We start from the raw sequence: 12,782 nt of genomic DNA, 5'->3' as shown, positions 1-12,782 counted from the left end.
TAACAAATTAGAAGATCTTTTAGTTTTTAAATCGTCGTTATTGTTTGTGAGATAATTATGAGATGTATCCCCGCGTGTTTAACGCCAACTTCAGAAGGAATGAATCAATGTTTGATTAAGGCCAATTCATCCAAGGTTTGCTTGGTGATTAATTTATTTTCTATATTTTTATCTTTATTGGTTGTTGTTGCTGGTATAACTGCACTAATTTTTTTTAGTATTGAACTAGGAGTGATTCACAGTGTGATTTTAGCCATGTGTGTTTTAGCTGCAGTAGTGTTCCTTATTATGAGCTCTTATTACCTAACGAATAGACAACATACTATTCGTGTATCTGCTCTACAGGATCAAAGGTTAACGCAAGATAGAGCACAAGGTGTAGATGGCATCTCAGAAGTGGATTTAGGGAATGCTGAGATAGTTAATGAGATCCAAGGAGAGCTGCGATCAAAGCATCAACAGATTGAAGAAATGAAAATAGAACGCCAGCGTATGTCTGCAAGAATTTTAGAGCTAGAGGCTGGGGCTGCAAGAGAGCAGGAAAATCAGGTAAGAATTCGTGGGTTTGAGGAGCGCGAGCGTGCCTCGGCAATAGTTTTAGATAATGAACGGCGTATTTTTGAATCAAGAATTCGAGATTTAGAACAGGCAGTTTCTGACGCTGAATTTCAATCTAGAAGTCGTACATCTGATTTAGAGACATTACAAGAAGAACGTACACAACTACAAAATCGCATGACCGAATTGGAAACAGCAGCAACAGTTAGTGCTGATCGATTATCCTCAACATCTACAGAATTACAAAGACAGTTGTCAATCAAAGACGAGGAGATAGAAAAGCTAAAGGCACTCAAATTGCAAGTGTATGAAGAGCTTCAATTAGTGCAAAAATCATTGGAAGAAGAAGAAGAAAATAACGGTAAAATTGCTAGAAGGTTTGAAAAACTTCGATTGCAACTGGAAAGGGAAAGGGATGAATTGCGCATTCAATGCTTGAATGCAGAGGCTAAACTCGTGCAATTAGAAATATCTCTATCTAACGTACCCAACTTTTCTGAAAATACTGCTAAGTCTGAATCTAAAATAGAGCAGTTTAATCCAGCATGTAGCATTGCTGAAGAAAAGATCAAGAAATTAAAAGATAAACTGAAACTTAAGAAAGAAGAAATCTCTACTATTGAAAGGACAATTCAACAGGAAAGACAGCGTCATGAAGAAGAGAATACCCAGTTGAAACAGAGTCAGTCTGAGGCGGTTTCAAAAATTCGAAGATTGGAACAAGAGCTTGCAGAAGCAGCTAGTGAGAGAAATTCACATATTCAAGCTTTCAGAGATAAACGTTGTGAATATGAAAAGGAAATAGCAGAACTTAAGAATACGTGTTCTTCTTTTGAAAATACCATTTGTGATTTGCAAAGAGAGCGTTCGTTATTTTCAGATGAGGATGGGGATCGAAATAGCGCCTATCGAGCTTTACGAACAGAGTTAGGAGATAAAATTGCTGGGCTACAAAAGGAAAATGAAGAGAAACATAAGAAAGTTTTACAGTTAGAGGAACAGATGATTCTCTGTGCGAATGAGAAAATGCGTACTCAGAGAATTGCTAGAGAACAGATAACTCATCAGGTAAATAAAAGAAAAACGGTAGAGTCGGAGCTGCAGAAAAATCAATCTAAGATTCAAGATTTGGAGACGCAAGTTGAAAGATTACGCAGTGGACGTGGACGTACTGTTTCTGATTTGCAAGAACAAATTCGGTCGTTGAATCAAGAGATACGTGGGAATAACGAAACTATCACAAAATTGGAAAGCCGTAATAGAGAATTGGAGAGAACCGTTCAAGTATGCACAAATGAAAGCTTAATGAGGTTGACATCAGATCCTTCAAGGTCGAGCAGTATAGATAGGTTGAAGGAAGAGAGAAAAAAACTAAGAATACAAATAACTAGAGACACTAAGGATCGTGTACGGACGGCTCACCAAAGAATCGAAAGATTGGAAAAGCTCTGTAAGGGTTCTGCATTAGAGAGTCAAGTTGATGAACTTGCTGAAGATTCAGAAAGAAGAATCAATTACCAAAGGATTTTCGAGTTAGAAAGTACTCTACTTTCTCGTTCAAATGATTCTGCAACAGGGAGAGATAGAGTGGAAAGTATGAGAGCATTAAGATTGCAGCAGTATTGTGATGGTGATGCGGAGTTTGAAGCAAGGGTTCGTGATTTTAACTTTCCTCCGAATGCTCCGATTGATTCCAGGGCTCTTTATCAACTAGAACAAGAAATATATGATACTAGAGAGGCTAAGCTATTTTCGTTGCGAGAAGAGCTGGAGGATTCTCGTGAACATGTAATTGAGCTAGAAATAAAAATCACGGAGCTTACAGAAGCGCTTAGAGCTCATGAGGAAAATTTGAGTCCTAATACTATTGAAAAAAGATCACTAGCAGAGCAACAAGAAGCAAAACAAGTTGCTCAAGATCTCCGTAATCAATTAGAAGAATCTCGCATTCAATTAGAAGATTATCAGAAGAGATTAACTGAAGCTCAACGTGCTCTTTTGCAAGTCTCTCTAGATATGCAATCTAAAGATTTAGCTCTTAAGATTGCCGAAGATAAGTTAAAGCAATTTGAAGATAAATAATGCTCTCCGTCTTGATTGAAGATCCCCCGTTATCGATGGGGATCTTTAATTTCTTATTTCCCTCTAATAAAAATATATTCTCAACATCCCTAAAAAAGTTTTTTGAAAATACAAGATTTTTTTCTTGTATAAAGTGCGCAAAATAATCATTGGTTTCTAGGCGCACAATTTATGAAAATCAGCGAAGCTTTTCTCTTTAGATTGTTTCCTTCTAATTCTTCAATTAAATCTTTTACTTGTCATTTGGCGTAAAGTCCTTGCATTTAAAATACTAGAACTGTTTCAATGTTTTAAGTTTATTTTATTTAAAGTGAGCGGTTTATGACAACTAACCTAGTAAACACTACTCCTCCTCCAACAACGACACCTACACCTACAACACAAAAACAGCCATTCTGTAGCATACAAGCAAGTAAATATCAACGAATTTCTACCGCTATTACCTTATTAGCAGGGATAGTACTTATCGGAGTCTTGGTAGGGGCTTTGGTTTTCTTTGCTTTACCTACATCGACAACTCTTGCTGTCATTATTGGAGTCGCGCTATTTGCTAGCGTTATTCTTTTATCTATGGCTATGTATCAGCTAGTTTTAAGATACCGACAGGTTCCTGCTGATTTGCAACTCGCTAAGGACAACGCAAGCCTACGCGCGGCAGTTAGAGAGCAACAATCTCAGCTTGGACTTAAAACAGATCAATTGCTTGCAGCAGAAAGGCGCATTAAAGTCCTGTCAAAAGACGTGCAAAGATTAGCATTCGATGTAGACTATGAACGAAGAGAAACACGTTGTGCGGAACGGTTAACGCAACAAAAAATTGCAATGCTAGCTAAAGCACATAATGAAGTTAGAGTTTTGCAAATTGAGGTAGCAGCTCTCCAAGCCCAAATAAATGCTGCTAACAGCCAAGTAGATGCAGATCAGAGTGGTTCTGGGGGTAGTTCTGAGGAAGTTCAGAATGTAGATCAGAGTGGTTCTGGGCATGGTTCTGATGAAGTTGAGAATGTAGATCAGAGTGGTTCTGGGCATGGTTCTGATGAAGTTGAGAATGTAGATGAGAGTGGTTCTGGGCATGGTTCTGATGAAGTTCAGAATGTAGATGAGAGTGGTTCTGGGCATGGTTCTGATGAAGTTGAGAATGTAGATGAGAGTGGTTCTGGGGATGTTGATTAATTTTACATCGATAATTACGAAATAAAAGGCTGTGAATGTGTATTTACTGCTCTTTAAATTAATAATATAAGCTGCGTTGACCCTATTGAATAAATAGGGTCAATTGCTTTTTATAATCCTTATTCTATACTGCTTGTTTTACTAGTTGTGTCTATGGTAGCTAGTTTGCTGCTTTTATACGTGGCTATAAATTATTTTATGAGTAAGTATTCTCGTCCAATCGAATTGCAACTAGTACAGTAAATCAGATCAAAAATGGCTAGTCAGTTGTGAAGATATGGAGATTTATTTAAAATCTGAAACATATCTCCGGTTTTAGTGGTCAAAAAAATAGTGCAATAGCCACTCGTTTGTCGAGTTGCTTCAAAGGGGACTTTGTTCTCTTTTTCTTCTTCAGATATCTGGAAATACATAAATGCATTATTTCCCGCATATCCGAATATACTATTAATTTTTATTTCTTTAATCGATTAATTATTTTTCATTTTTCTCAATTATCGTATTTAATTTTCTTATCTTTGTATTGCGTATTAATTAAACTTGTTTCTGAATACGATGCAATTCATTTCAGGAGAGTGCTTATGTTGGTTAATGCACCCACCCCTATTTAGTATGGAGACTAAGAATGTTTCTTGTTGTAATGTACGTAATACAAAAGTCAATCGTGTTGCTAGCTTGATTACTTGTTTACAAGTTTAGCGTTTATTTGGGCTATTTACCCTATGAATTCATTTTGGTGGGGGAGCCCCTGTACGGTTCCTAGCCCCTCTTGGTGTGGCTATTGCGGGACTTTTGCTCATCTGTTTGATGGGATATTATTTGATACGTCATGCTACGAGTTTGAAGTTACTCAACCGTCAAGAGGAAACTCTTAATGAAGCAACAAAAAAAGTGGAAGAATTAGAAACTAAAGTGCAGTCTCATTAACGCTTGTATCCATTCTCAGCGATCATTTTAGGATAGAAGTCTACATCGAGATATCCAGGAGTTATTCTGAATATCTTCGCGTCACTTATACACGAAACTTTTATGTTTCTTGATACCTATGTGTTTTTCATTTTATCCGAGAGGAAGTTGTGAATGGGGTTTCTAACTACACGAGCACAAATTTAAACAGACTTCCTGTTTGTTTTACTGTACATGGGCCTCAAGGCCATCGCGTTGTGAATATTACAGCGATAGCCTTGAGCTTCATTATCTTTGGGGCGCAAGTTGCTGTACGTATCGCCTCTCATACAAAGTTAGGGTCTCTTCATATTATTTTTGTGACCCTGACTATAATCGTATCTATTTTGCTTGTCTGCGTCGCTGTTTATAACCTTTTTCATCTTTGTGCTTCCATGCGTCAGCATCGATATGAAACAGGAGTACTAAATCGAAGAGTGCGTAATTTAGAAGTGGTAGAACGAGATTTAAATAGACGATTACAAGAACAAAGACTCGAATTGGACTGTCTTAGAGAAGAAATTATCTCGCAGTTTAATAGAGCAGAACATAGTGAGGGAAAGTTTAGTGAGGATTTGCATCGCCATGTAACCGATAAAGCAAGTCTAGAGCAGCAGCTACAATCGGCTAGAGAAGAAATTAATAACCTATCACGTGAATTAGAATCTCGATTGGAAGAAGCGAGCATGGAGATAGAACTGCCCTCTAGTGATGACGAGATCGAAGAAGACGCGGATTGGTTTGAAGCTAATAATGTTTTAGGATCTCCAACTCATCAACAGAATATTGAATATATGATTATGGAAGAAGGCAATGCTGATGATGAGGTAAGTACTTCTTCGGAACATAACGCGTCTAAATAATTCTTTGTGTGATAATTTCAAAAAGGCTCTCTACATCAAGTACGGAGCCCTTTTTCTTTTTATTGTGAATAAATCAGGATTAACTTGTTGAATTTCTTTATTTTAAGAATAAATAACTTGATATTAAATACATTAGGTGTATTGAATGTTTTCAACTTATTCTATTTAGAATTAGTTGTTTATCACACAATTATATTGAGGCGAGCAACTTATGAACCCTTCACTTCCCTTAGTGTTTGCTCATACGCAGCAATTAGCTTCCAGTCGTTATAATATCAATAAACCCCGTATTGTGTTGATTACCTCTGTCATTGCAACAATTTTAGGTCTAGCTGTGCTAGCGGCTAACATAGCTCTACTTGTTTTATTTGGTGCTTTGGGATCAACAGTATTCAATGGGATTATTATTGGGATAATTCTTGGAGTTATGTTGCTACTGTTTTTAGGAGGAATACATGTCGCTATCATCTTTAAATTAGCTCGTTCTCGTCGGTTAGAGATTTCTAGATCTGAGAGTATTTTCCGAGATTTGCAAACGCGATTGCAAGATCTACAAAACCGTTTATCTGAAAAAGAAGGTGATATTCGTATCTTACGATCCCAATTGAATGGAGAGGCTATTAAGATCCAAGAGTTGCTAAAGATTAAACAGGAGGAGTTAGATAGCCTCACACGTAGGTATGCTGCTATGGCTCAGGAAAACTCAAGTTTAGCAGAACTAGTTTCGCGTTTACGTGGTGAGTTAGCGGAATTGAGAAGAGTCTTAAAAGAGAATCAAGCCAGTTCAGATGCGATTATAGAGAGATGCCGAATCAATAGTGAGTTGCTTCATTCCGAATCTGTAATTGCATGGCAATCCCAGGAGGCAGAAAAGGTTATTGCTGAGAGACTGAGAAGCTCTTCTAAACAACTGCAAACGCAGCTTCGTGAAAAAGAACAAATCCTCCGTAGTAAAGAGCAAATGATTGACAAGTTAACGCGGCAAGTATCTGAATTAAAACGAGAGGTTTCCGGACTTCAGATATTTATTACTGATAATGTAGCAAATAGAGAACCAAAACGTGGTGTTGTTGACGAACTGAAAGAAAAACTTATAGCGTTGAAAGCTAAGATAGAAAATCTTCAGGGATACATTACTGAGAGCACAGATAGAAATAACATAGAAATCCCTACGGGAGCTGTCTTAATAGAAAGAGCAAATATCTTGTGTACGGATGTTTCTGATATTCAAGAATTTATGGCTGAGAATATAATAGTTCAACCTAGCGATGATGCTGAGGATCAAAACTAAGGTTTTTCACATTTTTATTGAGAGTATTTGTACCCTATGAGTGGCGTATCTTCCCCTGTTGATTCTAGTCAAATTGTTATAAATAAAGTTTCCACACACTGTTTTGAGAATTGTTTGCTATTGCACACCACTGCTGTCGCTGTTGGTATTGTGTTAATCCTTGCAAGTGTTATTGGTTTGGTTGCTTATGCTTATTCCTTACCTATATTTTGTTCTGTTCTTTTGCTTGCTTCTATTCTTATAGGGATAGTTTTAATCATGGTAGGGGCAAAGTATATTCATACTTGTCTTTCCAAAACAGACTTTGTAGATAGTTCTGAAAGAGAAGGATACCGTACCAAAATTCGAAAATTGTTTTCAGAAGCTCAAGATTTGGAAATGACAATCCGTAAACAGCAATCCCGCATTATGGATATGGAAAATACTATAGATAATCTTTTCCAATTGTGTTCAGCAGATTACGCTGAAAAAATAGAGAATATGCAACTTCAATTAGATGAGCAACAGCTAGAACTCGAAGAATCTGCTAACACTTTGAATATAAAGTTCTCCGTTTTAGAAGCAGAAAGAGATGCTTGGAAAAATCTTTATGAAGAAGAAGTACAAGTTCATCATGCAACCATAGAGACTTATGAGGACGGAATTCAAAAAGTATCGAAAGAACTTTACGAAGCTAATCAAAAGATAAAAGAACAACGATTAGAACTGCGACAAGCCAAAGAACGCGCTAAACTCATGGAGCGTGTCCACCACCGTCTTACTCAAGAATTAGAAGTTGCAAAAGAGGAAATAACTGAGCTTCGAGCAGAACTAGTAGAGGCATCATTAGAACCTGGAGAACCCGGAAGGCCACGGTCTATGTCAATTTAGATAATCTCAGAAAAAAGGCCCCAATAAGGATTATTTTTCACAATCTTTCACGCTGTAAGTAACTGCTTATAAAACGGTTGCAATAAATGAAAGTCAACAGCTTCAATTATCTGCGATTTTTAATATTTAACAATGAGTTACTTATGAAGACTGTGCCTTTGCACACTCCTAACTCTTCACAGGGAACGTGCATACAACGTAATTGTATTAGTGAGTCGAGGACTCATAAAGTTGCCAATATTATTGCTATTATATTTGGCATACTTATTTTAGCTGCTGGCTTAGCCTGTTCAGTTCTTTTTGGTGCGGAACTTGGTATGCTCTACACTATGGTAGTCCTAGGGGCTTCTGTGGCTGTGGGTATTTTACTTGTATCTTTAGGAGCAAGTTGTTTAACTTGCCGTTCTTTAACTTCAAATACAATCAGAATCGAGAAGAAAGACGAGCCTAAACGTCGCTACATTGATGACGCGCAAATCTCTAACTTAAAGCAAAATATTGTTTCTACTTCTGGTGGTATCGATCAAGCGCGTAAGAATTTAGACAAGGTAATTGAAGATTATAACCAAGCTAAGTCTGAGTACAAAGAGCTAGTTAAGAAGCGAGACGATGCCAATAAAGAAATGGGTGATGCTAGCAAGAAATATGCGAAGGCAAGAACTAAGTTGGCGACTGTTAGTGAAAAGATCAAACAGCAAACTCTTTTAGATGCGGATCTTTCGCGTCGTTCGGGGATTACCTCTTCAAAAGTTTGGGAGTCTCTTCAAAGAGACGTCACTGCCTGTAAGAATGACCTTGAGGCAGCTGAAGCAGCTTATCAAGGAGCTGTATCTGCTTTCGAGGCTGCAAATCAAGCAGTAATTGAGAAAGAGAAATCCTTAGAAGTTCAGCTACTAGTTCCAGCATATACGATTTTACAAGATCTATTAACGAAACAAGTTAGAGACTGCACGAATCTTATTGATTCCCTAGAAGAGAAAATTCTTGATCTTCAAACACGCATTCTTGACCTTACAAATCAAGAAGTCGAGCTAAGAGCACGAATTCGAGAATTAGAAGCTAAGAATGCAGCTGATGAAGCAGCAAAAGACGAGTTAGAAAAAGCTCTCGCAGAGCTTAGACAATCGAAAGATGATCTCCAAAAAGAATTAGAAGCTAAAATTGCTCAGCTTGTTCAAGAGAAAATCGAAGTTTCTGAACAATTAAACGATGAGATTAGAAAACTTAAAGAAGATAGAGCTCGTTGCGTTCTTGAAGGTAAAGTAGACGAGTTAGAAAAAGAGATCCGTACATGGCGAGAAGATGTAGACTCTAAGATTAAAGAAATCGAAGAGTTACGTGAAGCATTAAGAAATGCTAATGCTAAATCTGAGCAGGAAAGATCTGCATTGCAGGCTGAGATTGAAAAATTAATCGCACAGCAAAGACAAGCTAATCAAAAGATTCTACAGTTAACTGAGATTAGTAATCAGGTTAACATTGTTAATGATAGGAATAAGATTCTCCAACAACAGTTAAAAGAAGCTCAAGAGAAAAACAAACAAGAGGCGATATTACATAAGCAGCATTTAGATAGTTTGAAACAACTTCATTCTCAAGAGAAAGATGAGATCAAAGCTCAATATGAGAAGAAACTCAACGATTTGAAAAAAACACTACAAGAAGAAAAAACGCAATTAGAGACGGATAAAGCTGATTTTGTAAGAAAGTATAACGTTGCTAATAATGAATTGGAACAAAAGAATAAGGAACTGAATACGCAAGAACAGGAAATTATCAGATTGAAGAATACATTAGTTCTCTATCAAGCTATGGTCAGTTCGTATGAGGAAAAAATTACAAAACTAAAATCCAGTGAGTTGGAGAAGTTTAAAAAAGATAAACTAACTTTACAAAATGTAACCGAGGGGTCAATTCATTATACTAAAGCAGATGTGTCTGGATTCCAGAAGATTCTAACACAAACGCAATTGGATAGTGCTCAGAAGGAAATTGTTGAGCTTAAAGCAAAAATAGAGAATCTTGAAGGCGATCTTAAGGTTGCTAGAGACCATAGTGATTTGACTAAAGCTTTAATACAATCTGAAAAAGAAGTAGAAAAGTTGAAGGCAACCTGTCAATTGATGAAGAGTTCTTTACCTGCTGAGGATCAAAAGAAAATTCAAGACATCCTTGATGGTAAAAACTAAATATTCTTTTTAATTTTAATTTAGAGTTTTGCTTTATGCGAGGCTCTATTCTTTTTAGTTATTCCATTCATTTCTGAGTGGAATAACTTTATTTTTTAAGCTCACAGGCGCTCTCAGATTAGCAATAACTCTTCCAAGATTGTTTTAGGTCGTTTTCTAGGTTTTGTGGTTTAATCTTTTTTCTAAGCTCCTTAAGATTAAAAGAGTTGCAATAAAAGAAAGAAGTCAGCTTCAATGGCTTACGATTTTAACGCTTTAGTTATGAGTATTTTATGAAAAGTATGCTTTTATCTTGTGTACTTAATTTGGAAAACACTAACCATTTTAGAAAGAGACCTCAGAAACAGATTGAGTTAGCTTCTTCTTCCGGGGGGGGGGGGGGTAGGCTTTGTCTCTAATGAGACATTGTTTAACGGTCTACAACAAAATGTTGCGAAAGCTAACAAAGAATTAGTAGATAAAACTACTGCCTATCAAAAAGCACTGTCGCTTTACAATACCATTCTTCAACAAATCGAAGATATTTCCACCTTAATCGATGTTCAATTAATCTTATCAGTCTGTAATGAGCTACAGGAAGCATTATATGATTTGATGATGAATGATTCCAGTCCAATCGATGTTCTCAAAGCTCTCATCATTCATATTCAAACTGAGGGAATTGGGAAAACCAATAGAATCTTAAAATGGCGTAAATCTCATTACAGATTTATCAAAGAATTAAATAATCAAATAAATAGCTTCCAAAAAGAAAAGCTTTGTTGGTTATCTTTGGTGAGAGCATTGAAATAAAATGACTTTCACTAAGTCATTAGCCTAGGGTTTTCTTTCTTAGAAAATCTTAATCACTCAAGTTGCTTCACCTGGTTAGGAGGTGAAGCAACACTTGTTTTAATCAAAAAGTACATTCTTGAATAGATTATAAAATTAAGCTCGAGAGCTTTCGGGATTAAATTTCTTGATAAAGTCGTTCTTTAAGTGAAAGCGATTTTTTTGTGAGTATATAGCTTGCAGACACTCTTTAGGAGTTACTATATTTTCTGTCATAGTCTTGAGAAGTTGTTGACAGGCATATTTCTGTTTTTCTTTAGCTGTAGGACTCGCGAGGATATCAATTGCTGCTGCGACTTCTTCTGGATTGAAATCGTGTTTGCCACCTATGAATTCTGGAAAGATAATAGATCCTGTAATGATGTTTGGTAGGGAATACGCAGGGATGAGAATCTTAAAGATATACTTTGCTAAGAAGGTGTCAAAAGGTTCTAGAAGGCAGGTGACAATCGTTGGGGTTTGATTTAATGCAGTTTCAAGAACAATAGTCCCACACTTTGCCAAAGCGCAATCACAATCTCTCATAAGTTGATAACGGAATTCTGAAGGAACGATTTTGCTATTATGACAACCTTCTTTTTCTAGAAGCTCTAGAATTTTCTTATTATATTTAGGATTACAAGAAGATACGAGCAGTTGATGTGATTGTGCTAATGATGAAAATAGAAATGCTCGAGCTTGTACTTGTAAATTTCTAAAGATATCCCCTGGTCGGCTACCTGGAAATACTGCGATACTAGGTTGGTCAGAAATCTTTAATTTTTGTTTCCATGAGTTGCAATATTGAAAATTAGAGACTGTTTTTACTAAAGGATGCCCTAGATAAATAGTTTTTAAGGGAGAGTTTTTAAAAATCTCCTTTTCAAAGGGAAGTATTAGCAAAAGAGTATCAAGATATTTTTCTAAGACTTTTTTTCTTTTAGGTCTCCAAGCCCAAATACTTGGACAAACGTAATGAACAATTTTCCCTTTATATCCACATTTTCTTAACTTTTTAATTAGGAAAAAATGGAAATCAGGAAAATCTATACAAAAAACGGTTTCAGGATTCTCTTTAAGAATAGCTTTGTAGAGTTTTCTGTATTTTTTAAGTAGACTAAAAATCGCACTAAAAACTTCTAAAAATCCTGATACCTGAAATTCTTCCATATGAATCAGAGGTTCGAGTCCTTCTTTGCGCATTAAAGGTCCTCCAACACCAAAACAGCGTATATCAGGATTCAAAACTTTGATATTACGAAGAAGATCACTTCCTAATGTGTCTCCACTGGGCTCTCCTGCCGATAAGAAGCAGCTATGGTTATGGAATTCAGGTAAGCGTGATTTCTTATACATAATACGTAAATTTGCCAGTGAGGGAAGTAGACCACAGCCGTAACTGAGGATATTTACAGGATCTCCGGTACGTATGAAATATATGAATGCTAAGAAACCACCAATGAAACCAACCTGCCAAAACAATGCTGGTAGAGTAGATCGGTTATTCATTTCCAAATGGCACCATTGGATAAAAAACCTTGAGGAAAAGGTGAATAACCCTAAACAGCCAACAATATGCCAGTAAATATTTGGTGGAGGCAAAGGAAGATGAAAGATATTAGGAGAGGCCATCCATTCCATATGGGGATGGTAATATGCCTCTAGGGCGAATGGTAGTGTTGTAAACAATAAGGTTAAAGCGAGAATTACTAATGTTGTTCTTAATGAAAGCTTATGAGAGGAAGCAACATTGAGATTTCTGAAATAGATAACAAGATTTGCCCCGTGAAGTAGAGCTATGGGAAATTGGCTTTGGATAAAGCCGTGAGCGATCATCATGAGCGCTCCTATAGAGGATAAAATCCAAAAAGCCTTAGGGACATAGGCTATCTTACGTCTTTCACTTAAAAACCATTGCACGGTAAACGCACTACCAAAAAATAAGTTGGCAATCAATCCTATAGGATACAGTACATGAACCAGATAAAGAGGAAGCATGGC

Annotated in this window: 8 protein-coding genes; 7 read left to right on the top strand and 1 reads right to left on the bottom strand. The window is 36.6% G+C overall.

Annotated elements, in window-relative coordinates; genetic code table 11:
- Nucleotides 1-57 precede the first annotated feature (57 nt).
- From C10C_RS04045 to C10C_RS04015, 7 genes are all read left to right on the top strand, one after another.
- Entirely contained in the window at nucleotides 58-2,640 is a 2,583-nt protein-coding gene (locus tag C10C_RS04045; RefSeq protein ID WP_117274550.1) for a coiled-coil domain-containing protein, read from the top strand.
- A gap of 321 nt (nucleotides 2,641-2,961) precedes the next feature.
- The gene (locus tag C10C_RS05225) at nucleotides 2,962-3,813 is read left to right on the top strand and encodes a hypothetical protein (RefSeq protein ID WP_197713244.1); all 852 of its coding nucleotides are present in this window, start codon (nucleotides 2,962-2,964) and stop codon (nucleotides 3,811-3,813) included.
- Nucleotides 3,814-4,889: 1,076 nt separating this feature from the next.
- Nucleotides 4,890-5,621 carry a hypothetical protein gene (locus tag C10C_RS04035; RefSeq protein WP_117274548.1) on the top strand — a complete coding sequence of 244 codons (732 nt, stop codon included), beginning with the start codon at nucleotides 4,890-4,892 and terminating at the stop codon, nucleotides 5,619-5,621.
- A 211-nt stretch (nucleotides 5,622-5,832) separates the two neighbouring features.
- Complete coding sequence (locus C10C_RS04030) at nucleotides 5,833-6,912, top strand: IncA family protein (RefSeq protein ID WP_117274547.1); 1,080 nt, start codon at nucleotides 5,833-5,835, stop codon at nucleotides 6,910-6,912.
- A 36-nt stretch (nucleotides 6,913-6,948) separates the two neighbouring features.
- A complete protein-coding gene (locus C10C_RS04025) occupies nucleotides 6,949-7,782 on the top strand; it encodes an IncA family protein (RefSeq protein ID WP_117274546.1) in 834 nt (277 codons plus the stop codon).
- Nucleotides 7,783-7,925: 143 nt separating this feature from the next.
- Nucleotides 7,926-9,971 (top strand): hypothetical protein, encoded by a 2,046-nt coding sequence (locus tag C10C_RS04020; RefSeq protein WP_158543024.1) that lies wholly within the window; start codon nucleotides 7,926-7,928, stop codon nucleotides 9,969-9,971.
- Between the two features lie 405 nt (nucleotides 9,972-10,376).
- Entirely contained in the window at nucleotides 10,377-10,763 is a 387-nt protein-coding gene (locus tag C10C_RS04015; RefSeq protein ID WP_117274544.1) for a hypothetical protein, read from the top strand.
- Nucleotides 10,764-10,898: 135 nt separating this feature from the next.
- Here C10C_RS04015 and lpxB read toward each other — a convergent pair whose 3' ends face one another.
- The gene (lpxB, locus tag C10C_RS04010; protein WP_117274543.1) at nucleotides 10,899-12,779 is read right to left on the bottom strand and encodes a lipid-A-disaccharide synthase; all 1,881 of its coding nucleotides are present in this window, start codon (nucleotides 12,777-12,779) and stop codon (nucleotides 10,899-10,901) included.
- Nucleotides 12,780-12,782: the final 3 nt, after the last annotated feature.

The sequence above is a fragment of the Chlamydia poikilotherma genome, assembly GCF_900239975.1.
Taxonomy (GTDB): Bacteria; Chlamydiota; Chlamydiia; order Chlamydiales; family Chlamydiaceae; genus Chlamydia; species Chlamydia poikilotherma.
The sequence above is the reverse complement of the archived record's forward strand: the minus strand, read 5'-3'. Positions and strand labels throughout refer to the sequence as shown.

Coding starts and splice junctions, on each gene's coding strand:
- C10C_RS04030 (WP_117274547.1), top strand. CDS start 5,833: ATGAACCCTTCACTTCCCTTAGTGTTTGCTCATACGCAGCAATTAGCT.
- lpxB (WP_117274543.1), bottom strand. CDS start 12,779: ATGCTTCCTCTTTATCTGGTTCATGTACTGTATCCTATAGGATTGATT.
- C10C_RS04045 (WP_117274550.1), top strand. CDS start 58: ATGAGATGTATCCCCGCGTGTTTAACGCCAACTTCAGAAGGAATGAAT.
- C10C_RS04025 (WP_117274546.1), top strand. CDS start 6,949: ATGAGTGGCGTATCTTCCCCTGTTGATTCTAGTCAAATTGTTATAAAT.
- C10C_RS04020 (WP_158543024.1), top strand. CDS start 7,926: ATGAAGACTGTGCCTTTGCACACTCCTAACTCTTCACAGGGAACGTGC.
- C10C_RS05225 (WP_197713244.1), top strand. CDS start 2,962: ATGACAACTAACCTAGTAAACACTACTCCTCCTCCAACAACGACACCT.